The organism is Streptomyces sp. P3, assembly GCF_003032475.1.
Lineage (GTDB): Bacteria > Actinomycetota > Actinomycetes > Streptomycetales > Streptomycetaceae > Streptomyces.
In genome coordinates this window covers 3,221,476-3,246,135 of sequence record NZ_CP028369.1, presented here as the reverse complement: position 1 = coordinate 3,246,135, position 24,660 = coordinate 3,221,476, and the positions used below count along the sequence as shown (strand labels likewise).

Genomic DNA, 24,660 nt, shown 5'->3' with positions numbered 1-24,660 from the left:
CCCTGCGGTCACCGGGGGTCATGACCCCGCCGACGCCTGCCGCCGGCCCGGGCCCTCGCCGCTTCGGGCACCGGGCGGGCTTTTTATGCCGAACTGTGCTTTATGGGCTCCGCTTCATCTGATTAGCTAACAGGCCGATAACTGAACGCATCTCTCCGCGCCCCCACCCTTGACACCCCCGCCGGAACCGACGACTCTTCAACACATCACCTGTGGGAGCGCTCCCACGGTACCTGACACATACATATCCCGCACGTTCCCCGCCCGAGCCGCAGCGAGTAACTGACGGGCCCAACATTGCAGTTGGCCGGGGGGTCGGCACGTCAGGGCAACAGGAGGACGTAATGCGAGCACGTACCCGAACCGCCCGCCGGGCGGTTGTCCTCGCGGCCGTCGCGTCGTTGGGCGCCGGCCTGCTGGCCGGCTGTGCCGACGACGGCGGCGACGACAAGGCTTCCGACGGTTCGTCGTCCGGCGGCGGCAAGGGCAAGACCACGATCACGCTCGGTCTGTTCGGCACGATGGGCTTCAAGGAGGCCGGTCTCTACGCCGAGTACGAGAAGCTCCACCCCGAGATCAAGATCGCCGAGAACGTCACGGAGCGGAACGAGAACTACTACCCGGCGCTGGTCAACCACCTGACCACCAACAGTGGCCTGCAGGACATCCAGGCCATCGAAGTGGGCAACATAGCCGAGGTCGTCGCCACCCAGGCGGCCAAGTTCGAGGACATGTCGAAGGTCTCGGGCGTCGACAAGAGCAAGTGGCTGGACTGGAAGTGGTCGCAGGGCACCACCAAGGACGGCCAGACGATCGCTCTCGGTACCGACGTCGGCCCGATGGCCCTCTGCTACCGCAAGGACCTCTTCCAGGCGGCCGGTCTGCCCACCGACCGCGCCGAGGTCGGCAAGCTGTGGGCCGGTGACTGGAACAAGTTCGTCGCCACCGGCGAGCAGTACAAGAAGAAGGCCAAGGCGGGCACCTTCTTCATGGACTCCCCCGGCGGCCTGATCAACGCCATCCTCAGCAGTGAGAAGGAGAAGTTCTACGACTCCTCCGGCGAGATCATCTACAAGACGAACCCGGCGGTGAAGGCCGCGTTCGACCTGACCGCGAAGGCCGCCAAGGAGGGCCTGGTCCAGGCCCAGACGCAGTTCCAGCCGGCCTGGGACACCACGATCGCCAACAGCAAGTTCGCCACCATCGCCTGCCCGCCGTGGATGCTCGGCACCATCAAGGGCAAGGCGAAGACCGAGGACGCCGGCAAGTGGGACGTGGCCGTCGCGCCCAAGTCCGGCAACTGGGGCGGCTCCTTCCTGGGTGTGCCGAAGAGCGGCAAGCACGTGAAGGAGGCCGAGGCGTTCATCACCTGGCTGACCGCGCCCGAGCAGCAGGCGAAGCTGTTCAAGGTGCAGGGCTCCTTCCCGAGCACGCCGAGCGCGTACACGATGCCCGAGGTGACCGGCGCGAAGAACGACATGACCGGTGACTCGCCGATCGGTACGGTCTTCTCCGAGGCCGCCAAGACCGCTCCGGTGCAGGTGATCGGCCCGAAGGACCAGATCATCCAGCAGGGCCTGACCGACAACGGCGTCATCCTCGTGACGAAGGGCAAGTCGGCCGCGGAGGCCTGGACGACGGCCACCAAGACCATCGACAACAACCTGGACAAGTGACCCGCATGGCCACCCGCCACACCACCGCCGCGCCCCCCGTGAAGGAGGGGGGCGCGGCCCCGGGCCGCCCGCCCGCCGCGCCCACGGAGGCGGAGAAGCGCCGGCGGAACCGGCTGTCGCGCCGCTGGCAGCGGGACATCCGCTGGAGCCCGTACGCCTTCGTCTCGCCGTTCTTCCTGCTCTTCCTCGCGTTCGGCCTGTTCCCGCTGGTCTACACGGGCTGGGCGTCGCTGCACCAGGTGGAGATGACCGCGCCCACGGACATGACGTGGGTGGGGATGCGCAACTACACGCGCATCTTCGACGACGATTTCTTCTGGAACGCGGCGCGCAACACCCTCACGATCGGGATCATCTCGACCGTCCCGCAGCTGCTGATGGCCATGGGCCTGGCCCACATCCTCAACTACAAGCTGCGTGCCTCGACCTTCTACCGGGTCGCGATGCTCGCGCCGTACGCGACGTCGATCGCGGCCGCCTCGCTGGTCTTCGTCCTGCTCTTCGGCCGTGACTACGGCATGATCAACTGGGCGCTGCACTTCGTCGGGATCGACGCGATCGACTGGCAGAACGACAAGTGGCCGTCGCAGATCGCCGTCTCGTCGATCGTCATCTGGCGGTGGACCGGCTACAACGCGCTGATCTACCTGGCCGCGATGCAGGCCATCCCGCAGGACCTGTACGAGTCGGCGGCGCTGGACGGCGCGAGCCGCTGGCGGCAGTTCCTGCACGTGACGCTGCCGTCACTGCGGCCGACGATCCTGTTCACGGTCGTCGTGTCGACGATCGGCGCGAGCCAGGTCTTCGGCGAGCCGCTGCTGTTCGACGCCAACAAGGGCGCGTCGGGCGGCGCGGAGCACCAGTTCCAGACGCTGGGCCTGTATCTGTACGAGCAGGGCTGGGTCAACCAGCACCTGGGCCGGGCCTCGGCGATCGCCTGGACGATGTTCCTGATCCTGATCGCGGTCGGCATCGTCAACTACGTCATCTCGCGCCGGCTGCGCGCCAGTAGTTAGGAGTACCGGCCGTGACGACGACGACAACGACCGTGAAGACCGCGGAGCCCGAGGACACCGTGCCGGCGGCCCGCAAGGTGCGGCGCCCCAAGTCCGCGCAGGCCGGCGGGCACATGCACGGCGGCCCGATCGCCTACATCATCCTGGCCGTGTTCACCATCGTGTCGCTGTTCCCGCTGGTGTGGACGGCGATCGCGGCCTCCCGCGACAACCAGCGACTGGCACAGAACCCGCCCCCGTTCGTGTTCGGCTCCAACCTCTTCCACAACCTGGACGTGGCCTGGAACGACGCGAACCTGGGCAAGGCCTTCGTCAACACGACGATCGTCGCGGGCACCTCGGCGGCGACGATCGTCTTCCTCTCGACGATCGCCGGGTTCGCCTTCGCCAAGCTCCGCTTCCGGGGCCGGGGCGCGCTGATGCTGATCGTGATCGGCACCATGATGGTGCCGCCGCAGCTGAGCGTCATCCCGCTGTACATGATGGTCGCCAAGCTGGAGTGGACGGACCAGCTCCAGGCGGTGATCCTGCCGTCGCTGGTGAGCGCGTTCGGGGTGTTCTTCATGCGGCAGTACCTCATCCAGGCGCTGCCCGACGAGATCATCGAGGCGGCCCGGGTGGACGGCGCGAGCAGCTGGCGGGTGGTGTGGCACGTGGTGTTCCCCGCGGCGCGCCCCGCGATGGCGGTACTCGGCATGCTGATGTTCGTGCAGACCTGGAACGACTTCCTGTGGCCGTTCCTGGTGCTGAGCCAGACCGGCAACCCGACCGTGCAGGTCGCGGTCGCGGGCCTGGGCCGCGGCTACACCCCGGACCAGTCCCTGATCATGGCGGGCGCACTGCTCGGCACGCTGCCGCTGCTGCTGGTCTTCGCGATCTTCGGCAAGCAGATCGTGGGCGGCATCATGCAGGGCGCGGTGAAGGGCTGAGCCGCCCCGCGCGGCCGGGACGCCCACCACTCACGACGTCGGCGGCACAGGCGCGGGCCGTCACGCGTCCATGAATCCCCCGGGGGCCGGGTCACCGCCGCCTCGGCCCCCTTCGCACCACTTCCCCCCTCAACCTCCGTCGGTCTCGACGACCACTCATGGGAGCGCTTCCATGCCTGAGCCCGTTTCTCCGGTGACCTTTCCTCCCGCCTTCCTCTGGGGCGCGGCGACCTCCGCGTACCAGATCGAGGGGGCGGTGCGGGAGGACGGCCGCACCCCCTCGATCTGGGACACCTTCAGCCATACACCCGGCAAGACGGCGGGCGGCGAGCACGGTGACATCGCTGTCGACCACTATCACCGCTACCGCGACGACGTGGCGCTGATGGCGGACCTGGGCCTGTCGGCGTACCGCTTCTCCATCTCCTGGTCCCGGGTCCAGCCGACCGGCCGCGGTCCCGCGGTCCAGGTGGGCCTGGACTTCTACCGGCGTCTGGTGGACGAGTTGCTGGCGAAGGGCATCAAGCCGGCCGTCACCCTCTACCACTGGGACCTCCCCCAGGAGCTCGAGGACGCGGGCGGCTGGCCGGAGCGGGACACGGCCTACCGGTTCGCGGAGTACGCGCAGATCGTCGGCGAGGCGCTCGGCGACCGGGTGGAGAACTGGATCACGCTGAACGAGCCGTGGTGCAGCGCCTTCCTGGGCTACGCGTCCGGGGTGCACGCACCGGGCCGTACGGAGCCGGTGGCCTCGCTGAAGGCGGCCCACCACCTGAACCTGGCGCACGGCCTGGGCACTTCGGCGCTGCGCGCGGCCATGCCCGCCCGCAACACGGTGGCGATCAGCCTCAACTCCTCGGTGGTGCGCCCGCTGTCCCCGGGCGACCCGGCGGACCTGGCCGCGGTGCAGAAGATCGACGACCTCGCCAACGGCGTCTTCCACGGCCCGATCCTGCGGGGCGCCTACCCCGAGACGCTGCTCGCGGCGACCTCGTCGCTGACGGACTGGTCGTACGTCCTCGAGGGCGATCTGCGCGCCATCCACCAGCCGCTGGACGCGCTGGGCCTCAACTACTACACGCCCACGCTGGTCTCGGCGGCTGACGCGTCGGTGCGCGGCCCCCGCTCGGACGGTCACGGCGCGAGCGACCACTCGCCGTGGCCGGGCGCGGACGACGTCGCGTTCCACCTGACCCCCGGCGACCGCACGGAGATGGGCTGGTCCATCGACCCGACCGGCCTGCACGAGCTGATCATGCGCTACACCCGGGAGGCGCCGGGCCTGCCGCTGTACATCACGGAGAACGGCGCGGCCTACGACGACAAGCCCGACTCGGACGGCCGTGTGCACGACCCGGAGCGCATCGCCTATCTGCGCGGCCACCTGGCGGCCGTGCGGCAGGCGATCGCGGACGGCGCGGACGTGCGCGGCTACTACCTGTGGTCGCTGCTCGACAACTTCGAGTGGGCGTACGGCTACGAGAAGCGGTTCGGCGCGGTGTACGTGGACTACGCGACGCTGACCCGCACGCCGAAGTCGAGCGCCCTCTGGTACGGCCAGGCGGCGCGGACCGGTTCGCTGCCCGAGGCCGAGACCGTCTGACGGAGGCCCGAGCCGCCTGACGGAGGCAGGGACCGCCCGACCGGAGAAGTCGGAGGGCACCCGACCGCAGTCGGGGCCGCCCGGCCGCACAGACCGCCTGGCCCGGGGGCAGGGGGAGGGGCGCGGCACGCCGTGGGGGCGTGCCGCGCCCTCTGCGTGACGGGCCGGTTCGGCCGCTCCCGGCAGGCCGGCGCGGGCGGCCCCCGTCGTCACCGGAGCGCGGTCCGTCTCCGTCTGCGGACGGTGCCACGGTGGCCCTTGCGGGTCGGCCGGCGGTCGGTCAGCTGGAGCCGGAGGCGGACCTCCGTGCCACCCAGCACCGACGAGCCGATGCGGACGTCGCCGCCCGTGGACTCGGCGAGCCGGCGGACGATGTCCAGGCCGAGGCCGGTGGAGCCGGCGGTGCCGGACCCCCGGCCGCGGGCCATCGCCGTGACGGGGTCGGGGATGCCCGGGCCGGCGTCGGAGACCAGGACGATCACCGCGTCCTCGCCGTTGTGGACGTCGACCGCGAAGGCGGTGCCCTCCGGGGTGTGGCGGAAGACGTTGCCGAGCAGGGCGTCGAGGGCGGCCGCGAGGTCCGCGCGGGCCACCGGGATGCGGACCGGGCGGTCGACGCCGGCGGTGCGCACCTTGCGGCCCTCGTCCTCCGCGAGCGCCGACCAGAAAGCCATCCGTTCCCGGACCACCTCCGCCGCGTCGCATCCCGCTCCCGGACCGGCGGCCGCCGTCTGCGGCTTGGCCTCCCGCGCGGTGCGGATGACGGTGTCCACCTCGCGTTCCAGCTGGGCCACCGCCGTGCGGGTCTGCTCGGCGGCCGGGGAGTCGCCGAGGGAGGCCGCGTTGAGCCGGAGCACGGTCAGCGGGGTCCGCAGACGGTGGGACAGGTCCGCCGCCAGCTCCCTCTCGTTCGCCAGCAGTTGGACGACCTGATCGGCCATCGAGTTGAACGCCACGGCGGCGAGGCGCAGTTCACTCGGCCCCTCCTCCGGCACCCTCGCCCCGAGCTTCCCCTCCCCCAGTTCCCGCGCCCCTTCGACCAGCCGCCTGGCCGGCTGCACCATCCGCACGCCGAGCCGGTCGGCGACCGCCACCGACCCGACGACCAGCGCGGCCCCGACCGCGGCGAGCACCGCCCAGGCCGTGGCGACGCCGTTGCTCACCTCGGACTCGGGGACGTACACCTCGATCACCGCGGTCCCCAGGCTCAGCGCGACCGGCTGGAGCAGCACGGAACCGCCGGGGATCTCCGCCATGGACGCCCGGCCCAGCTTCCGCACGGCGGCTACAGCGGCGGCGTCCGCGCGCTGCCGGCCGAGGTCGACGGCGGCGCGGCCCTCGCCCGCCGGCAGGTGCACCGCCATCCCGTCGTCGGAGCCCGCCGCGGCCACCACCCGCTCCAGCTGGTCGCGGTCGGTGGTGATGGACAGTGCCGGGACGACGACCGCGGCCACCCGCTCCGCGTTGGAGAACGCCCGGTCCCTGGCCATCTCCTTGATGACGAGCCCCAGCGGGACCGCGAAGGCGATCACGACCATCGTGGTGACCGCCAGACACACCTTGACCAGTGCCCATCTCATCGCGGCGGCTCCGCTCCCCCGGGGCCGCAGGCCGGCGGCTCCAGCTTCACGCCGACGCCCCGCAGCGTGTGCAGATAGCGCGGCCGTGCCGCCGTCTCGCCCAGCTTGCGCCGCAGCCACGACAGATGGACGTCGATGGTCTGGTCGTCGCCGTAGGACTGCTGCCACACCTCGGCCAGCAGTTCCCGGCGCGCTACCACGACCCCGGGCCGGCCCGCCAGGAACGTCAGGAGGTCGAACTCGCGGCGGGTCAGGTCGAGCCGTGCGCCGTCCAGCTCGGCCTGACGGCGCAGCGGGTCCACGGTCAGCCCGCCGACCCGCAGGACGGTGGACGGCGCCGCCTCCCCGGCGCCGGCGCGGGAGCGCCGCAGCACGGCCGCCATCCGGGCGGACAGGTGTTCCACCGAGAACGGCTTGGTCAGGTAGTCGTCCGCGCCCGCGTTGAGGAGCCGGACGATCTCCGACTCGTCGTCGCGCGCGGTGGCGATGATGACCGGCACGTCCGTGATCCCGCGCAGCATCTTCAGGGCCTCGGACCCGTCCAGATCGGGCAGCCCGAGGTCGAGGACGACCACGTCGAAGGAGAAGTGGGCGACCTCGCGCAACGCCTCCAGCGCCGTGCCGACACTGCGCACCGTGTGCGCGGCGTCGGTCAGATGCCGGATGAGCGCCGAGCGTACGAACTGGTCGTCCTCGACCACGAGCACACTTGCCATGCGCCGCAACCTACGCCATGCGGGCGAGGGTCATTCGGGCCTGTGGACAACTCCGCGTCTGTGGACAACCGGTGGGTCCGCCGGACTCCGCGGGGTCCCCGGCCGGGGACACGGCCGGGGCGCGTGGGGCAGGATGGCGGCGATGCGCAGAGGACTCGTACACGTACTGGCCTGGTCGCTCGCCACGGGTGCGGCGGTCACGCTGTCGTGGTGGGGCGTCCACACAGTGATGGCGGGCACGGCCTACGACCCGCCGCGCGCCCTGCCGCTGGTCGCCGACTCGGCCGTGCGGGAGCCGAAGACGCCGGCCGCGTCCGCGACCGGTCCCGGATCGTCGGCCGCACCGTCGGCCGGTCCGTCCCGCAGCCCGGGCCGCACGCCCGCCGCGCCCACGCCGTCGAGCTCGACGCCGGCCGGCGGCCCCGCACCGAGCGGCCCCGGCGCATCCGGTGCGGCGCGGAACAGCGTCAGGAGCTACGACACCGACGGCGGCCGGGTCGTCTTCGACCTCGGGAGGACCTCGGCGACGCTGGTCTCGGCCACGCCGGGCGCTGCCTGGTCGATGCAGGTGTGGAAGACCGAGTCGTGGATCCGGGTGGAGTTCAGCTCCGGAGCGGACCGGGTGTCGGTGTTCTGCACCTGGCACGACGGACCGCCCCGGGTGGAGGTGGGGACGTACTGACGCCGGGACTGAGCCCGGGACGAACGCCGGACCGAACGTCTGAACGAACGCCCGCTGCGCGGGGCCGGACGCGTCAGCGGAACACCGAGGGCGGCGGTGCGGGCGAGGCCACCGCCGACGCGTCCACCACGGCCACCGCGCCGCCGGTGAAGTCGGTCAGCGCCCGGCCGTGTTCGACCCGGCCGGGGTGCGGATCGGAGGCGGCCCGGCGGGTCAGTTCGGCGATCGGCAACGGCAGGTCGGAGGCGACGAGCACGGCGTTGCCGAACCGCTTGCGCCGCAGCACGGTCGGGTCGGCGACCAGCGCGAGTTCGGGGAAGCGGGCGGCGGCGGTGGCGATCTGGCCCCGCAGATGCGCGAGCGGCGGGCCGTCGGCCAGGTTGGCGGCGTAGACCCCGCCGGGCCTCAGCGCCCTGCGGACCTCGTCGAGGAACTCGGTGGAGGTGAGGTGGGCGGGGGTCCTGGCGCCGCTGAACACATCGGCCACGACGAGATCGGCCCATCCGTCGGGCACCTTGGCGAGGCCTTCGCGCGCGTCCATCGACCGGACCCTGATCCGCGCCCCCGGATCCAACGGCAGTTCCCGGCGCACCAGTCGGACGAGGGCGGCGTCACGTTCGACGACCTGCTGGGTGGAGCGGGGGCGGGTGGCGGCGACGTACCGGGCGAGGGTGAACGCGCCACCGCCGAGGTGCACGGCGTGCAGGGGCTTGCCGGCCGGGGCGGCGAGATCGACGACATGGCCGAGGCGCCGCTGGTACTCGAAGGAGAGGTATCCGGGGTCGTCGAGGTCGACGTGCGACTGCGGGGCGCCGTCGACGAGCAGCGTCCAGGCCCGTGCCCGGTCCCGGTCGGGGACGAGCTGGGCGAGTCCGCCGTCGACGGGCTCGACGACGGCGTCGGCGTCCCGCTCGCGCCGGGTGTTCCTGGACTTTCCCATGACAGCATTTTCGCAGGACCCGACGGCTCACCGCGCGCCCGGCACCCGGTCGCCCGCCTGCGGGCCCCGACCCGGGTCACCCCCAGGTCGGACACGTCCTAACGGCAGCTGTCCGCCGCCTCGATCAGCCGGGCCGCCTCCCCCAACGCCCGGCGCAGCACCGCCGGATCCGTCGCGAGGTCCGCCTCGCCGGGGGGCACCAGCCAGTCCGAGCCCTCGACGGGCGGCTCGGGGACGGGTCTCAGGCGCCGGCCTTCGGTCCTGGTGCAGACGCTGCCCGGCATGTCCCACGCCGCCGCGGTGCCGGGCGGCACCACGAAGCCGAGCGTGTCGCCGCCGTCGTCGTGCAGGACGGGACCCACCCCGTCCGCGGCCGGCCCCCGCCGCAGGATGTCCACCGCCTCCAACCCCTGCCGGGTCCCCACCGTCACCAGGTCGCATGCCGCCACCGACGGCATCCGACGATCGTTGCTCTGACTGGTCTCCATTCCGGCCTCCACCGCGCAGCCCGCCTGTAGTCCGCAAGGCTCAACGCGTCACGGCGTCAAGGGCTACGGCGGAAGTCCGCCGCAAAGGATGGCAGTTCATGGCAGATCGCGGATGAGATATCCGTTTTGTTGCCAAACACCGCATGGCGGCCCGACCACAGCGGGTACGTTCTTGCCCGCCGGGAACAAGGGTGCCACTCGGACAACTCACCCCTGGTCCGGCATGGTTCGACGGTTCGCACGAGAGGACCCGGCCATGGCGTCGTCAACGGTGACCCCGGCTCGGCCCGACCGGCCGGCACAGCCCAACTCCGCCTTCCGGCAACTGCGCGGACAGCGCTCGCCGGCCGAGTTCGCCGCGCTCGTACGGCGGGCCGCCCGCGAGATCGGCGAGCGGGTCAGCTGTGACGCGCGCTACATCGGCCGGGTCGAGGCAGGCGAGATCCGCTGCCCCAACTACGCCTACGAACGGGTGTTCCTGCACATGTTCCCCGGCCGCACACTCGCCGATCTGGGGTTCGCACCCCGCTCGTCCGTACGTGGCCGAGGGGCGCGCGGCAGCGAGGAAGCCCCCGGCGCGCACCCCGCCGGACCGGCGCGCGCCACCGGTGACGAGCGGCACACGGATGAGACGCGCCGGGCGCACGAACCGTATGACAGGCAGGACCCGTACGACATGCACCACGACCACGAGGAGAGCGACGTGCTGCGTCGCGCATTCATGACCGGCGGAGGCGCCACCATGGCCGCCGCCACCCTGGGCCCCTTCGTCCTCGCCCACAGCGCTTCGGCGACGGCACACCGGGGACGTCGCGCGGGATCGAGCGAGGCGGGCGCACTCGAAGACGCGGTCCGCAGAATCCGGCTGCTGGACGACCGGCACGGGGCCGACGGCCTCTACCGGCGCGCGGCCGCTCCGCTGCGCGCCGCCTTCGCTCTGCTGGACGCCGGGACCACCCGGCAGGCGACCGCCGACCGGCTCCACTCGGGCGCCGGGGAGCTCGCCATCTCCGTGGGCTGGCTGGCACACGACTCGGGCCGGTTCGACGACGCGCGCTCGCACTACGCCGAGGCCCTGGCGACCGCCCGGATGACCGGGGACGACGCGCTGGAGGCGCACGCCTTCTGCAACACGGCGTTCCTCGCGCGGGACGCGGGCCGCCCCCGCGAGGCCGTCCGCGCCGCCCAGGCCGCCCAGCGCGTCGCCCGCCCGCTGGGCTCGCCCCGGCTGATGTCGCTGCTGGCGCTGCGCGAGGCGGGCGGCTGGGCGGGGCTCGCCGACCGGACCGGCTGCGAGCAGGCGCTCGTCCGCGCACAGGCCCTCTACGACCGCGGCCGCTGCGACCACGACCCCGAGTGGATGAGCTTCTACGGCGAGGCCGAGCTGGAGGGGCTCACGGCGCAGTGCTGGTCGGCGCTCGGCGACTGGCCGCGCGCGGCCCGGCACGCGAGCCGGGCCGCGGACCTCCAGGACCCGCACTTCACCCGGAACATCGCCCTGTACACGGCCGAGCTGGCGGACGACCTCGCCCGCGGGGGACGTCCCGACGAGGCCGCGGTCGCCGGACTGCGGGTCCTGGAGCTGCTGGACCAGGTCCAGTCGTCGCGGATCCAGACCATGCTGGCGGGGACGGCACGGGTACTGCTGCCGCACCGCAGGGCGGGCGGCGTCTCAGCGTTCCTCGAGCGGCACGCCTCGACACCGCGGACGGTGTGAACCGCGCTCTCCCGGCCCGTCGCGGCCGGGCGCCCCTGCCGCTGTGCTGCCCCGCCCCCGGGCCGGCCGCTGTGCCCGTGGTCGGCGCCCGCGGTCCGCGCCTTCGGTCAGACGAGGTGACCGAGGTCGTTCCAGCTCTCGATGGCCGGCTCGCCGTAGGCCCAGCCCAGAACCGACACCGACGTGGGGTTCAGACGGATCCGCGCCGCGAAGTCCAGCGGCAGACCCAGCCAGCGTGCCCCTATGGAGCGGAGGATGTGCCCGTGGGCGAAGACCAGCACGTCCCGGTCGGCCGAGCGGGCCCAGGCGACGATCTCGTCCGCGCGGGCCGTCACCTCGGCCAGGGTCTCCCCCTCGGGCACGCCGTCGCGCCAGATGAGCCACCCGGGCCGGACCGCCTGGATCTCCGCGGGGGTCATCCCCTCGTAGGCGCCGTAGTGCCACTCCACCAAGGTGTCCCAGACCTCGGCACGCTCGCCGAAGCCGGCGAGTGCGCACGTCTCCCGCGCGCGGACCAGCGGACTGGTGCGTACCTCGGCGTCGGCGAGGCCGTCGAAGGGCGGCCGGTGCAGCCGCTCCCCCAGCAGCTTGGCGCCCCGGCGGCCCTCCTCCAGAAGGGGGACGTCGGTCCTGCCGGTGTGCTTGCCGGACAGCGACCACTCCGTCTGCCCGTGCCGGGCCAGCAGAATGCGCGGTGCCATGGGGGACCTTTCCGGGAGAACCCTGGGAGGGGACCAGGGAGGAAATCGGGGGCGAATCCCCTCCATCATCGCTCACCCTGAACAGGGGCAACCCGGCGGGCGATCTCAGCGTCTTTGAGATCCGGGGCCCCTCGCGAGGGGCGCGGCCTTCCGCCGTAAAGTGGCACGTCCCGCGCCACCGGCGCCGCAGTGACCGAACCAGCAGCAGACAGCGACCAGACAGTGACCTGAAGGGGGAGGCGATCGGATGCCGCAGACCGAGACACCAGGCACCGAGGCGGCCTCGGGGACAGCCCGGCTGCGCTGGTGGACCGAGCTGCCCCTGCTGGTGCTGGTGTACCTCTGCTACTCGGCGGGGCGGCTGCTCGCGCGCGGTGACGTCTCCACCGCCGTCGACCACGGTCTGGCGATCCTGCGCGTCGAGAAGCTCCTCTACCTCAACGCCGAGCACCCGCTGAACCGGCTGTTCACGGCCCACGCCTGGATCGGCGTGCCGGCCGACTTCTGGTACGCGTCACTGCACTACCTGGTCACCCCCGCGATCCTGGTGTGGCTGTTCCGGTCGCGGACGCTGCACTACCGGGCGGCCCGCACCTGGCTGATGGCGTCCACCTCCGTCGGCCTCATCGGCTTCAGCCTGATGCCCACCTGCCCGCCGCGGCTGCTGTCGGCGGGGCACGGCTTCGTGGACACGATGGCCCAGTACAGCTCGTACGGCTGGTGGGGCGGCGAGGCGAGCGCGCCGCGCGGCATGGGCGGCATGACCAACCAGTACGCGGCAATGCCGAGCCTGCACGTGGGCTGGGCCCTGTGGTGCGGTGTGATGCTGTGGCGCCACGGCGGCACGCGCCTGGCGAAGACGGCGGGCGTCGTCTACCCGCTGGTGACCACGCTCGTGGTGATGGGCACCGCCAACCACTACTTCCTCGACGCGGCCGCCGGCGCGGCCGTGATGGGCGTCGGACTGCTGCTGACACCTTGGGCGATGCGCACAGCGGACCGGGCCCGGGCGTGGTTCGCCTCCCGCGTCCCGGCGCTCGCCCCCGGTCTCCCGGCGGACTCTCCCGCCCCTTCGGCCTCGGTTGTCAGTGGCGGATGCCAGACTTCCCCGGGTGAGCGAATTCCACGGCAGCGCGAGTCACGGCTCCGCCCCGGAGTCGAACCGGACGTCTCTCCCTCGGACGCGGGGGAAGGCGCTCCGGCAGCGGCTCGCTGAGCTGCGCGGCCCCGACACACCGGCCAAGGCGCTGGACGCCCGCGCCCTCGCCGCGCTCGCCGCGAACCCCGGCTGCAAACGGCGTGCCATCCTCGACGGCGCCGGCGTGAACAAGGCGGCCCTCGCGGGCGCGCTGGGCTCGCCGTCGGCTTTCGGACAGTCCCAGTTCGCCCTCACCCGCGGCAACGCCTTCGAGGCGAAGGTCAAGGCGGACGGCGGCGCGGAGCTGCTGCGACTGGTGCACGAACGGCTGGACCCGGCCGCACCGCCGCCCGTCGGCGCGGCCGTTCCCGACCTGTCCGCGATCGGCCCCGAGGGCCGCACGGCTCGTACGGCGCTGGCGCTGCGCGAGGCCGCCGCGGCCGCCGCGGAATCCGCCGGGGCCGGCGGCTGGACGCTCCTCGACCACCCGATGATCGCCCTCGACGTGGCGGGCTCCCCCGCCTTCCTCGAGCCGGACGCGGTCGTGGTCCACCCGGACGGCGGCTGGACGGTCGTGGAGATCAAGTCCTTCCCGATGCTGGACGGCGCGGCGGACCCCGCGAAGGTCGGCGCCGCCGCCCGGCAGGCCGCCGTCTACGTGCTGGGCCTCGAGGAGGTCGCCGCCCGTCTGGAGCCCGCCCCGCGCGTGCGCCACCGGGTGCTCCTGGTCTGCCCCAAGGACTTCTCCAACCTGCCCACCGCGTCCGCCGTGGACGTGCGCAAGCAGCGCGCCGTCACCCGCCGCCAGCTCGCACGCCTCACCCGCGTCCAGGAGATCGCCGACGCCCTGCCCGACGGCGTCTGCTTCTCCCCCGAGCTGCCCGCCGAGCAGCTGACGCAGGCCGTGGAGGCGGTCCCCGCGGCGTACGCGCCCGAGTGCCTGGCCGCCTGCGAGCTCGCGTTCCACTGCCGTGACCGCTCCCGCGCGGCCGGCGCGGTCACCTCGCTGGGCCGGTCGGTGCGGGCCGAACTGGGCGGGCTGAGCACCGTCGAGGACGTCCTGGCGGCGGCCCACGGCGAGGCCGGCGATCCGCGGGACCCGGCGGTCGCCGCCCTGCGCCGGGCCGCGGAGCTGCGCCGGGAGGCCCTGGGGGCGATGTGTCCCTGATCACAGCCCTGGCCCGGCTGGAGGCCGTCGCCACCGGCCGTGCCCAGCCCGCCGCCACCGTCCGCCACCGTCGGCTGTCCGAGCGCCCGCTGGTGTTCGTGCCGCTGACCACCGCCGGCGAGGCCGGCGCCCCGCTGGGCGCGCTGGTCGGCACCGAGCGGGACGCGCCGCGACTGCTCGTCGTGCCGCAGCCGCGCGACCGCGACCTGCGGTTCGCGTTCCTCGCCGAGCTGGCCGACGTGGTCCTGCCCTACCTCGACTCCTACGCCGACGACGTGGAGTGCGCCGAGCGGGCCGAGACCGACCCGGAGACCGGCAAGCGCGTCAAGGTCGAGGTCGAGCTGTGCGCGGACGCGCCCCAGCTGATCGTGCCGAGCCGCGCCGGCGTCGACCTCGTGCGCCTGCTGGGCCGCTCCATGCGCTTCCGGCGGACGGCCGAGCAGGACCCGCAGACGCCGTATCCCGCACCCCCGCGCGTGCCGCTGCTCGGGCGGTGGCTGACGCACTTCGGGGAGCGGTCCCGGGTGCCCGGTTCCTCGCTGCTGCTGGCCCTCACGGAGGTGCTGGGCCGGCACTGGGCGACCGGGCAGTCCAGCCTGGAGGACCAGCACCTGGGGGCGCTGCTCGCCTGGATCGACCCGCCGCCCGGCGAGACCGGCGCCGGGGCGGCGCTGCGCGCGGAGCTCGCACGGGACGCCGACGGGCAGTTGCGGTGCCCGCCGGCCGGTCCGGCCACCGACCCGGCGTTCGACAACAAGCTGCTCGCCCCCGCCATCGAGCGCTACGACCGCGCGCGCACCGCCCTGGCCGCCGCCGAGGACGGCCTGCAGGCAGACGACCGGCTGGGCGCGCTCACCGCCGCCGAGCGGGAGATCCGCGAGCTGGTGCGCAGCCGGACGCTGCCCACCTGGAACGCGGTGTGGGCGGGCCTGGACCTGCTGCGGGCCCTGCCCGAAGGCGCGCACGTCGAGGAGCGGTGGACGCGCGACCGCTGGTCGTTCACCGGCCACCGCGACCGGGTGGTCGCCGGCGAACCCCCGCAGCCGCGCCGGGACGACGCGGTCACGGCGGCCAACAAGCTCGCCACGCGCGAGCGCGAACAGGCCCGGCTGGAGGCCCAGGAGGCGCTCGACGACCCGCTGGCGATGGCGGGCCGCCGGCTGGCCGGGGAGGCCTTCGCGGGCGAGGTCGTCGACGTCGTCATGGCGTACGCCGAGGGGAGGCGGCCGAGCCCCCGTCCGCTGGTCACCGTACGGACGGACGACCGTCCGCATCTCGCCGAGCGGGCGAAGGCGTACCGGTCGCTGGGCGGGAAGCCGCAGGCCTCCGAGTTCGTGGAGCGGGTCGCGGAGGACCTGGTCGTGCTGCGGATCGTCGACAGGATGGGCCGCGGCAAGGAGCCCGAGGCGGGGTCCGTGCCGGAGAAGGGCGACCGGCTCTGCTTCACCCTCTTCGAGCACGAGCAGCGCGGCGGCGCGAAGCTGCCCGACCCGGAGGACACCCCGTGGACGCACGGCGGCCCGCCCGGTGAGCAGGCGCCCGAAGCCCCCGACTCCGTCACCCAGGAGGACGTCCTGTGACCGCCGAGGCCGCTGTCGACCCCGGTACCGCCGCCGCCCGCGCCACCGAAGCGATCCTGCGCGACACCCTGCACGCCACCGCGCGCGGGGTCGTCGTGGACTCCCCGCCGGGTGCCGGCAAGTCCACGCTCGTCGTCCGGGCGGCCCTCGAACTGGCCGACGCGGGCCGCTCGTTGATGGTGGTCGCGCAGACCAACGCGCAGGTCGACGACCTGGTGCTGCGGCTCGCCGAGAAGAGCCCCGAGCTGCCGGTGGGCCGGCTGCACAGCAGTGACGCCGACCCGTACGACAAGGCACTCGAGCAGCTGCCGAACGTGCGGAAGTCGGCGAAGGCGGGGGAGCTGGCCGGACTGCCGGTGGTGATCTCCACCGCCGCCAAGTGGGCGCACGTGAAGACCGACGAGCAGTGGCGGCACGCCATCGTGGACGAGGCGTACCAGATGCGGTCGGACGGTCTGCTGGCCGTGGCCGGGCTGTTCGAGCGGGCCCTGTTCGTGGGTGACCCCGGGCAGCTGGACCCGTTCTCGATCGTCGGCGGCGAGCAGTGGGCGGGGCTGTCGTACGACCCGTCGGCGTCGGCGGTGAGCACCCTCCTCGCGCACAACCCGGAGCTGCCGCAGCACCGGCTGCCGGTGTCCTGGCGGCTCCCGGCGTCGGCCGCGCCGCTGGTCTCCGCCGCGTTCTACCCGTACACGCCGTTCCGCAGCGGAACGGGGCACGGCGACCGCCGTCTCTCCTTCGCCGTTGCGTCGGACGGCTCCGGCCCCGACCGGGTGATCGACGAGGCGGCGGAGTCCGGCTGGGGCCTGCTGGAGCTGCCCGCCCGGCACACGCCCCGCACCGACCCGGAGGCGGTGCGGGCGGTCGCCACGGTGGTGCGGCGGCTGCTGGACCGGGGCGGCGCGGCCGTCTCGGAGCGCTCCCCCGACCCGGCCCCGCTCACGGCCGACCGGGTCGCGGTCGGCACCGCCCACCGCGACCAGGCGGCGGCCGTACGGACGGCACTGGCGGAACTCGGCGTCCGCGACGTGACGGTGGACACCGCGAACCGGCTGCAGGGCATGGAGTTCGACGTCACGGTGATCCTGCACCCGCTCTCCGGCCGCCCCGACGCCACCGCCTTCCACCTGGAGACGGGCCGGCTGTGCGTCCTCGCCTCCCGCCACCGGCACGCGTGCGTGGTGGTGTGCCGGGCGGGCGTCGCCGACCTGCTGGACGAGTACCCCTCGACGGAACCGGTGCAGCTGGGCACCCTCGTGAAGTTCCCGGACGGCTGGGAGGCCAACCACGCGGTGCTGGCGCGTCTCGGGGAACATCGGGTCGCCTGGAAGCCTTGAGGGTCCGGGGCCGAATGCCTCTTGCGCCATCGGGGGAGAATGGAAGGCGGTCTGCATCCGAACCGTACGAGGAGGAGAAGACATGGCGGAGCCCACGCCGCGTCGGAACGAACCGCGGCTACGCCCCGCGCCCCTGCTCTTCGAGCCCGCCGAGGCGGCCGGTGACCCTGAGCACTTCTTCGACCTGGAGTCGATAGACGATCCGGGCGCGCTGCTGACCCGGGCGACGGAGCTCACGCTCGCGTTCCGGGCGGCGGCCGACCGGGCCCTGGAGTTCCAGGCGATGGCGGCGGCCCAGCTCGCCGATCCGCGCCGCTTCGACCGGCTGACGACCGCGGACATCGCCGACCGGGCCGAGTGGACCGAGGACTACACGAAGAAGATGGTCGAGTTCGGCCGGGATCTGCTGCGGGGCGACGCCGAGGGGCGGGGGCCCGCCGACCCCGGGTGAGGCGTGCGAGCCGTGTGCGTCGCATGGGCCGTGCGCGCTGTGTGAGCCGTCTGCGCTGTGTGAGTCGAGTCGTGTGACACGGCGGCACCGTGCGATCTCACCGGTGGCATATGCCGGGCGGGCAAGATACTCCTTTCGCGCCTCTCCCGTCCCGATTTCCCGCAACCCTGCGAGTTCCCCTGCTCACGTTCGGTAGACATGCCGGTATGAGCAGCGCATACGACGAAGCCCTCGGCGTCACCCCGGACGGCGCCGCCTGGCTGGCCTCTGCCGGAACGTATCCGCGCAGCACGCTCGCCTTCTGGGAGGAGCGGCCGCAGGCGCCGGTCGTCCTGCCGTGCGGCGCGGTGTTCGACGTCGTCAGCGCGCCGGCGGTGTTCGGGCGGGCGATGCTCGACCGGTTGTGGGGCGACGGGCCGGGCTCCGGGCCGGTGGCCGCGTTCCGCGGCCGGACGCTGCTGTTCGCGGCGCCGGGCACGGCACAGCGGCTGCCCTCGCTGCTGGAGTGGGAGGAGTGGAGCGCCGAGGGCCGCCAGGACGGCCGTGCCGCGACCGTGCCGCCGCTGCTGTGCCACGGCACCGGCGACGCGGTGACCGTGCCCGCGCTGGTGCCGTCCGATCCGGGGTGCGGCGCCCGCTGGGTGGTCGCCCCGGACACCCGTCACCCCTGGCTTCCGGGGCCCGAGATCCTGCTGTGGGCGGCGGTGCGGGCGGCCCGCTCGGCCGTGCGCATATCGATTTCTCCTCCCCCCGACCAGGATGCTAAGGTCTACGACGTCAGCAGGCGCCGCTAGCTCAGTTGGTTAGAGCAGCTGACTCTTAATCAGCGGGTCCGGGGTTCGAGTCCCTGGCGGCGCACGACAGTGAAAGGCCCTTCGCGTGAGCGGGGGGCCTTTTCTCTTGCCTTCACAGCTTCGTCCCGGGGGTGATCCTCAGCGTCCACGCTCCCGACGCCGAGCGGCTCTCCACGTCCACCCGGACGCCGTCGCCCGGCACGGTGAAGCTCTCGCCGAGAGCCACCGGGGCGTCGGCGAGCGGCGGATAGACGGAGTTCTCCCAGCAGGCCTCGGTGCGCGGGTGGGCGTCGAGCACCTCGACCGGTCCGCGGCCCGACCGGGCTGCGCTGCTGACGCGGTAGACGAGGATGCCGGCGCGGCAGGCGGCGCGGTCGTTGCCCACCGGGCCGCGCGCCTCGAAGGCGAGCGTGCTGTCGGGGCCGGTGCGGACCACCGCGAGCCTGGCGCCGCCGGGCACGGGGGCCGGCTCCGCGGGGACCTGCCGCCCGGGGGCCGACCGCACAGGGGCGGGGACCGGCCGCCCGGGGCCCGACCGCACGGGGACCGGGGCCGGCTGCGCGGAACCGAGGGCCGGTTCCCCGGGGGCTCGTGCGGCCTGGGCGCCCGGTCCGGCGCCGAGCGGCTCCAGCGTCAGCCGGGTCGGGCCGGGGCCCCGCAGGCACAGCACCTGGCGCGGATCCAGCCAGCCCAGCTTCCACTTGTGCCAGGCGAACAGGTCGGGGGCGAGTCCGAACTGGCTGCCCATCAGGTCCCAGTCACCGACGTAGGTATCCCAGTCGCCCTTGCCGTCGACGGGGCGGTGGTAGAGGTCGGGCAGGTCGAAGACATGGCCGGTCTCGTGGGCGAGAACGAGCCGGTCCGGGGGGTGCTTCTCGAACACGGTGACGACCCGGCGGATGTCGGTTCCGTCGGCGTGCAGCGGGTCGTCCAGGTTGACGACCTTCGTGGCGTCCGAGTCGACGCCGGGGGCGTCCGGGTCGGCCACGAAGTAGACGACGTCATAGCGGGAGAAGTCGACGTGGGGGTCGGCGGCGGCCAGGGCGTCATGCAGGTAGGAGGCCCGGTCATCGGAACTCCAGTCACGCCGTATGGCGTAGGCGGTGGACGGCTTCGGCATGCGGATCCACCGCTTCAGCGGATGGGAGCGCAGGCTGAACCTGCCGTACGACGCCTGCTCGAAGAAGCGGCTGGTGGCCGGGAAGTGGTCGGCGGCCAGTTCGGCGGGCGAGGCCAGCGGGCCATGGTCGGGGAACGACAGGAACACCATCACCGCGTCCAGCGAGCGGGCCGGTCGGGGGTAGGCGGCGTTCCAGGTGTCCAGGCCCTCCGAGTGGTGGGCCGCGGTGCGGGCCAGGGCGCAGGGCGCGGCGGAGAAGGGTTCGGCCACCGAGGGGTTGCCGATGAGGGAGGTCGCGGCGAGCGCGGTGAGGGTGGTGAACACGGCCGCGGTACCGCGCAGTCGGGGGCGCGGGAGCAGGCGCACGGCTCGCGGCAGTCGCGGCAGTCGCGGCACAGAGACCTCCGGGGGCGGTTCATGGGACACCGCCACCCAGACTGTGTGTGTTTGTCGTATTACGCCCTGTTTTTCTGCACCAGACGAGTGAGGACGCGGAATGCGGGCATCACCCCGACACCCCCGAAATTCTCACGGAACGTCACAAGCGGTCGCAGGCCCGCAGAACCGGGCCAGGTGCGGGCAGAAACGATCTGTCAGAAAGCCGGGTTGTTCCGGGACACTGGGCATGGGCTGCGCGGGTCCCCGGGCAGCCTCTATGATCGGCACACTTTCCTGCACGGACAGAGATCGAGTGCACTGCGGGAGCGAGCGGTGAGCGGAACGTCCGAAGGGCCGACGCCCGCGGCAGACCTCGACCGGTCAGCCGTCACAGAGAGTGACATCAACAGTACGAGCGGCGGGCCTGCGGCCTACCGGTCCGTCTTCGCGGCGGCGCCGCTCGCCATGGCCGTCGTGGACGGCGAGGGGCGGATCGTCGATGCCAACGGCGCGCTCGGCGCACTGCTCGGCGACGGCAGCGCCCCGCTCGTCGGGCGGGTCGCCTCCGACCTGCTGGACCTGGCCTCCGACGCCCGGATCCGGCACGCCTACCGCGAGGTCCTGCGCGGCCGCCGGGCCAAGCTGCGCTGCACCCGGCGACTGAAGCAGCCCGACGGGCACGCGCTGTGGGCGCAGGTCACCGTCTCGCCGCTGGAGGCGTCCCAGACGCCGGGGGCGGAGACGCCCGGGGTGCTGCTGTCCGTGGCCGACGTCAGCGCCCAGCGTGATCTGCAGGCGCGGCTGCGGCACCTGCAGATGCACGACCCGGTGACCCGGCTGGCCAACCGCACGCTGTTCTTCGAGCGGGTGTCGGCCGCGCTGGAGGCGGAGGCGGAGGCGTACGAGCGGAGCGGCACCGGCCGGATCGGCCTGTGCTACCTGGACCTGGACGGCTTCAAGGCGGTCAACGACACCCTCGGTCACCGGGTGGGCGACCGCCTGCTGGCCGCCGTCGCCGAGCGGCTGAACGGGTGCGCCGAGGAGGCCGGGCGGACCAGGCCGAGCGTGCCACTGGTGGCCCGGCTCGGCGGGGACGAGTTCGCCCTGCTGGTGGAGGACTCCACCGGCACCGACCAGCTCGCCGACCTCGCCGAGTCCGTGCTCAAGACGCTCCGGGCCCCGTTCGACCTGGCCGGGCACCGGCTGAACGTGTCCGCGTCGATCGGGGTGGTGGAGCGGGCCGCGGCCGGCACCACCGCGACCGGCCTGATGCAGGCCGCCGACACCACGCTGTACTGGGCGAAGGTGGACGGCAAGGGCCGCTGGACGCTGTTCGACCCCGAGCGCAACGCCCATCTGATGACCCGGCAGGCGCTGGCCTCCACGCTGCGTCCGGCCATCGAGCGCGGCGAGTTCCGGCTCGACTACCAGCCGCTGGTCGGCATGTCGGACGGCCGGCTGCGCGGCGTGGAGGCGCTGGTGCGCTGGGACCACCCCCGGTTCGGCCCGCTGCCGCCGAATCGGTTCGTCGCGCTGGCCGAGGAGGACGGTTCGATCGTCCCGCTCGGCCGATGGGTTCTGGCCACCGCCTGCCGTCAGGCACGGCAGTGGCAACTGGACAATCCGGACGATCCGCCGCTGTTCGTCAGCGTCAACGTGGCGGTGCGTCAGGTGTGGGACTCCGACCTGGTGGCGGACGTGGCGGAGATCCTCGCCGAGACCGGGCTCGCGCCGCACCTGCTCCAGTTGGAGCTGACCGAGTCGGCGGTGATGGGCTCGGCGGGACGGCCGTTGCAGGCGTTGCAGGCGCTCAGTGACATGGGCGTGGGCATCGCGATCGACGACTTCGGCACCGGCTACTCCAACCTCGCCTACCTGAGCCGGCTGCCGGTGTCGGTGCTGAAGCTGGACGGCTCCTTCGTGCGCGGCTTCCAGTACGAGAGCGACAAGGAAGGGGCCACCCCGCCGAACCCGGCCGACCAGGTGGTCGTCGAGGCGATGATCGACCTGGCCCACCGGCTGGGGCTGACCGTCACCGCCGAGTGCGTGGAGACGTCCGCGCAGGCGACCCGGCTGCGCAGCATCGGCTGTGACACCGGGCAGGGCTGGCTGTACTCCCGCCCGGTGTCGCCGGACCGCATCTCCGAACTGCGCGGAACCGCCGAGTCCTACGCGGTCGGCAACCCGTAGGCGTCCGCGACGAGTTCGTAGGAGCGCAGCCGCAGGGCGCCGCGGTGGGCGTGACTGGTGAGCATCAACTCGTCGGCGCCGGTGCGCTTGTGCAGGTCGTCCAGGCCGGTGCGGACCTCGTCGGCGGTGCCGTGGATGATGTTCGCCGTCCAGGAGTCGACGAACTCCCGCTCCAGCGGGCCGAGTCGGTGCGCCTGTGCCTCCTCGGGGGACGGGAACAGGCCGGGGCGGCCGCTGCGCAGCCGGACCATGTTGACGCCGGTGGCCAGGACCTGGCGGCGGGCCTCGCGTTCGTCGTCGGCAGCGAGCACGGAGACGCCGATCAGCGCGTAGGGCTCGGCGAGCACCTCGGAGGGCCGGAACGACGCCCGGTACAGGTCGAGGGCGGGCACGGTGTTCTGCGCGGAAAAGTGGTGCGCGAAGGCGAAGGGCAGACCGAGCACACCGGCCAGACGGGCGCTGAAGCCGGAGGAGCCGAGCAGCCAGACCGGCGGCCGGTGCGCCGACTGCACCCCGCCGGGGGAGGTGCCCTGGATGGGGCCGGGGATGGCGTGCACCCTGCGGTAGGGATGGCCGTCGGGGAAGTCGTCGTCGAGGAAGCGGGTGAGTTCGGCGAGCTGCTCGGGGAAGTCGTCGGCGCCCTCGTGCGGGGTGGCGGTCCGGCGGAGGGCGGCCGCGGTGCCTGGGTCGGTGCCGGGAGCGCGGCCGAGGCCGAGGTCGACGCGGCGGGGGGCCAGCGCCTCCAGGGTGCCGAACTGCTCGGCGATGACGAGGGGCGCGTGGTTGGGCAGCATCACGCCGCCGGAGCCGAGCCGGATGCGGTCGGTGTGGGCGGCGAGATGGGCGAGGATCACCGCGGGCGAGGACGAGGCGACGCCGGGCATCGAGTGGTGCTCGGCGACCCAGTAGCGGTGGAAGCCGCGCGACTCGGCGAACCGCGCGAGGGCGACGCTGGTGCGCAGGGCGTCGGCGGCGGTGCTGCCGGAGCCGACGGTGACCAGGTCCAGTACGGACAGGGGGGTCGGGGCGCTGCCCCGTGCCGTGCCGCGGATCCCGTCCCCCGCAGTGGTTTCGTCCGCCGTCGTGGCCCCGTCCCTCGCGGTGGTCCGGTCGGCGGCCGTCGTCCCGCCTGCCGTCGTCGCGCCCGCCGGCTCGGCCGGTGCCGGCGTCTCTTCTGCGGCCACGGGGATCCTCCTGTCGTCAGCCGTGTGCTGTCCTCGCAGCGCTAACAGGAGGGTGTCCCCGCTTATTCCCGGCGGACCGGGACCGGCGGCGGGGCAGGCGGGCACGCCCGGCGTCGTACCGGGCCCTCACACCTGCACGACGGGCTCCCGGGTGAACAGGGCGCCGAGCCCCGGCGCGTTCACCCGCCGGTCGGTGAGGCGCAGCGCCTCCCACACCGTGACCTGGTTGGCGGTGAGGACCGGCTTGCCGAGCTCCTTCTCCAGCTCCGTCAGGTACGCGGCCGTGTGCAGGGCGGTGCCGGGCAGCAGGACCGCCTGCGCCTCGGGGGAGTCGGCCGCCCGCGCGAGCGCGAACACCTCCGCCTCGCCCCAGGCGCCCACCTCGGCCGCCGTGCCGATCCCGGCGCCGTGGACGCCGGTCACCCCGACGCCGCCCGCCCGGAGGAAGTCGGCGAAGAGCGCGGCCACGTCGTCCGGGTAGGCCGCCGCGACGGCCACGCGCGCGGCCCCGAGCTCCCGGGCCGCCCGCACGAAGGCGAACGAGGTCGAGGAGGCCGGCGTTCCGGCGCTGGTGGCCAGGGTGCGCACCTGTTCCTGGGCGCCCTCCCAGCCGTGCACGAAGCCGCCGCTGGTGCTCGCCCACACGATCGCCTCGACGCCCGCGAGCCGCAGTTGCGCGACGCCCTCCGCCAGCTGCTCGGTCGCGCCCTTCTGCCGCAGGGCGTCGACCCGGTGGGTGCCCTCGCCGACGCCGGTGTGGACCAGGTCCAGCCGGACGTCGCTGCCCAGGAGCTGCTCGATGCGCGGGTAGTCGTCCTCGGCGGAGTGGCCCGGGTAGAGGAATCCGAGTGCGGTCATGTCCAGCCTTTCCTGCTGCTCTTCTTCCGGCAGTGCCGGCGGCGGGTCCCGCGGCGGGGCCGGCCTCCGGCGGTTCGGTGGGCCGCACGCGCGCCGGGCTGTCCGGCGGCGCTCCACGGTCCCACCGCCCGGGTACCCAGTCGGCGCAACGCCGCCCACACGGTCACCTGGTTGGCCGAGATGAGCGGTACGCGGGTCGGGCGGCCGGCCGGGGGCGCCACGTCCGCCTCGGCCGGGCGCTCCCCCGGGGTGTCCCCCACGCGGCAGGGTCCGCACGACGCCGACGGGCAACGGGTGGTCGTGGCAGCCGTGTTGACGACGGTGGGCCCGGATGCCACCGTGGTCAATCCGCGCACGTCATCAACCGTGCCCGTCGGAATCCGCGCACGTCATCAACCGTGCCCGTCGGACGCG

General features: G+C 73.4%; 21 protein-coding genes, 1 tRNA gene and 1 pseudogene. 14 read left to right on the top strand and 9 right to left on the bottom strand.

Annotated features, from left to right (window positions below):
- The first annotated feature begins 344 nt into the window (after window positions 1-344).
- From C6376_RS14565 to C6376_RS14550, 4 genes are all read left to right on the top strand, one after another.
- Window positions 345-1,676 (top strand): ABC transporter substrate-binding protein, encoded by a 1,332-nt coding sequence (locus C6376_RS14565; protein ID WP_107443808.1) that lies wholly within the window; start codon window positions 345-347, stop codon window positions 1,674-1,676.
- 5 nt (window positions 1,677-1,681) lie between these two features.
- Window positions 1,682-2,692, top strand: a complete 1,011-nt coding sequence (locus C6376_RS14560) for a carbohydrate ABC transporter permease (RefSeq protein ID WP_107443807.1) — start codon at window positions 1,682-1,684, stop codon at window positions 2,690-2,692.
- A 32-nt stretch (window positions 2,693-2,724) separates the two neighbouring features.
- Entirely contained in the window at window positions 2,725-3,621 is an 897-nt protein-coding gene (locus C6376_RS14555) for a carbohydrate ABC transporter permease (RefSeq protein ID WP_107443806.1), read from the top strand.
- Window positions 3,622-3,793: 172 nt separating this feature from the next.
- Window positions 3,794-5,224, top strand: a complete 1,431-nt coding sequence (locus tag C6376_RS14550) for a GH1 family beta-glucosidase (protein WP_107443805.1) — start codon at window positions 3,794-3,796, stop codon at window positions 5,222-5,224.
- Between the two features lie 209 nt (window positions 5,225-5,433).
- On the opposite strand, the gene C6376_RS14545 is transcribed toward C6376_RS14550, so the two are convergent.
- Window positions 5,434-6,804 (bottom strand): HAMP domain-containing sensor histidine kinase, encoded by a 1,371-nt coding sequence (locus C6376_RS14545; protein ID WP_107443804.1) that lies wholly within the window; start codon window positions 6,802-6,804, stop codon window positions 5,434-5,436.
- Window positions 6,801-7,520 (bottom strand): response regulator transcription factor, encoded by a 720-nt coding sequence (locus tag C6376_RS14540; protein ID WP_107443803.1) that lies wholly within the window; start codon window positions 7,518-7,520, stop codon window positions 6,801-6,803. Before C6376_RS14540 ends, C6376_RS14545 begins: the two co-directional genes overlap by 4 nt.
- A 142-nt stretch (window positions 7,521-7,662) precedes the next feature.
- On the opposite strand from C6376_RS14540, the gene C6376_RS14535 reads away from it, so the two are divergent.
- A complete protein-coding gene (locus tag C6376_RS14535; protein ID WP_107443802.1) occupies window positions 7,663-8,202 on the top strand; it encodes a hypothetical protein in 540 nt (179 codons plus the stop codon).
- A gap of 73 nt (window positions 8,203-8,275) precedes the next feature.
- On the opposite strand, the gene C6376_RS14530 is transcribed toward C6376_RS14535, so the two are convergent.
- Window positions 8,276-9,142 carry a spermidine synthase gene (locus C6376_RS14530; protein ID WP_107443801.1) on the bottom strand — a complete coding sequence of 289 codons (867 nt, stop codon included), beginning with the start codon at window positions 9,140-9,142 and terminating at the stop codon, window positions 8,276-8,278.
- A 98-nt stretch (window positions 9,143-9,240) separates the two neighbouring features.
- Window positions 9,241-9,630, bottom strand: coding sequence for a hypothetical protein (locus C6376_RS14525; RefSeq protein WP_107443800.1), 390 nt, complete (start codon window positions 9,628-9,630; stop codon window positions 9,241-9,243).
- Window positions 9,631-9,886: 256 nt separating this feature from the next.
- Here C6376_RS14525 and C6376_RS14520 point away from each other — a divergent pair, with 256 nt between their 5' ends.
- Window positions 9,887-11,347, top strand: coding sequence for a hypothetical protein (locus C6376_RS14520; protein ID WP_107443799.1), 1,461 nt, complete (start codon window positions 9,887-9,889; stop codon window positions 11,345-11,347).
- Between the two features lie 107 nt (window positions 11,348-11,454).
- On the opposite strand, the gene C6376_RS14515 is transcribed toward C6376_RS14520, so the two are convergent.
- On the bottom strand, window positions 11,455-12,048 hold the full coding sequence (locus tag C6376_RS14515; protein ID WP_107443798.1) for a histidine phosphatase family protein: 594 nt from the start codon (window positions 12,046-12,048) through the stop codon (window positions 11,455-11,457).
- 247 nt (window positions 12,049-12,295) lie between these two features.
- On the opposite strand from C6376_RS14515, the gene C6376_RS14510 reads away from it, so the two are divergent.
- The 7 genes from C6376_RS14510 to C6376_RS14480 all read left to right on the top strand — a co-directional run bounded on the left by C6376_RS14510 (window position 12,296) and on the right by C6376_RS14480 (window position 18,580).
- Window positions 12,296-13,264 (top strand): phosphatase PAP2 family protein, encoded by a 969-nt coding sequence (locus tag C6376_RS14510; RefSeq protein ID WP_107443797.1) that lies wholly within the window; start codon window positions 12,296-12,298, stop codon window positions 13,262-13,264.
- 1 nt (window position 13,265) lies between these two features.
- Window positions 13,266-14,354 (top strand): hypothetical protein, encoded by a 1,089-nt coding sequence (locus tag C6376_RS14505; RefSeq protein WP_107448965.1) that lies wholly within the window; start codon window positions 13,266-13,268, stop codon window positions 14,352-14,354.
- The gene (locus tag C6376_RS14500; RefSeq protein ID WP_107443796.1) at window positions 14,345-15,934 is read left to right on the top strand and encodes a hypothetical protein; all 1,590 of its coding nucleotides are present in this window, start codon (window positions 14,345-14,347) and stop codon (window positions 15,932-15,934) included. The genes C6376_RS14505 and C6376_RS14500 overlap by 10 nt, the downstream gene beginning before the upstream one ends.
- Window positions 15,931-17,271, top strand: coding sequence for an AAA family ATPase (locus tag C6376_RS14495; RefSeq protein WP_107443795.1), 1,341 nt, complete (start codon window positions 15,931-15,933; stop codon window positions 17,269-17,271). The genes C6376_RS14500 and C6376_RS14495 overlap by 4 nt, the downstream gene beginning before the upstream one ends.
- Before the next feature lie 82 nt (window positions 17,272-17,353).
- Window positions 17,354-17,722: a hypothetical protein gene (locus C6376_RS14490; protein ID WP_107443794.1), complete on the top strand. Its 369-nt coding sequence runs from the start codon at window positions 17,354-17,356 to the stop codon at window positions 17,720-17,722.
- 206 nt (window positions 17,723-17,928) lie between these two features.
- Window positions 17,929-18,516 carry a bifunctional DNA primase/polymerase gene (locus C6376_RS14485; protein WP_107443793.1) on the top strand — a complete coding sequence of 196 codons (588 nt, stop codon included), beginning with the start codon at window positions 17,929-17,931 and terminating at the stop codon, window positions 18,514-18,516.
- Window positions 18,507-18,580, top strand: a tRNA-Lys gene (locus tag C6376_RS14480). The genes C6376_RS14485 and C6376_RS14480 overlap by 10 nt, the downstream gene beginning before the upstream one ends.
- Window positions 18,581-18,628: 48 nt before the next feature.
- Here C6376_RS14480 and C6376_RS14475 read toward each other — a convergent pair.
- Window positions 18,629-20,032 carry a M6 family metalloprotease domain-containing protein gene (locus tag C6376_RS14475; RefSeq protein WP_107443792.1) on the bottom strand — a complete coding sequence of 468 codons (1,404 nt, stop codon included), beginning with the start codon at window positions 20,030-20,032 and terminating at the stop codon, window positions 18,629-18,631.
- A gap of 315 nt (window positions 20,033-20,347) precedes the next feature.
- On the opposite strand from C6376_RS14475, the gene C6376_RS14470 reads away from it, so the two are divergent.
- Window positions 20,348-22,204 carry a bifunctional diguanylate cyclase/phosphodiesterase gene (locus tag C6376_RS14470; RefSeq protein ID WP_107443791.1) on the top strand — a complete coding sequence of 619 codons (1,857 nt, stop codon included), beginning with the start codon at window positions 20,348-20,350 and terminating at the stop codon, window positions 22,202-22,204.
- Here the strand turns inward: C6376_RS14470 and C6376_RS14465 are convergent.
- From C6376_RS14465 to C6376_RS45195, 3 genes and pseudogenes are all read right to left on the bottom strand, one after another.
- Window positions 22,183-23,256, bottom strand: a complete 1,074-nt coding sequence (locus C6376_RS14465; protein ID WP_107448964.1) for an LLM class flavin-dependent oxidoreductase — start codon at window positions 23,254-23,256, stop codon at window positions 22,183-22,185. The genes C6376_RS14470 and C6376_RS14465 overlap by 22 nt on opposite strands.
- Before the next feature lie 258 nt (window positions 23,257-23,514).
- Window positions 23,515-24,246, bottom strand: a complete 732-nt coding sequence (locus C6376_RS14460; RefSeq protein WP_107443790.1) for a decarboxylase — start codon at window positions 24,244-24,246, stop codon at window positions 23,515-23,517.
- Window positions 24,243-24,440 (bottom strand): annotated as a pseudogene (locus C6376_RS45195) (decarboxylase); the annotation flags it as partial. The gene C6376_RS14460 and the pseudogene C6376_RS45195, both read right to left, overlap by 4 nt.
- Between the last annotated feature and the right edge of the window lie 220 nt (window positions 24,441-24,660).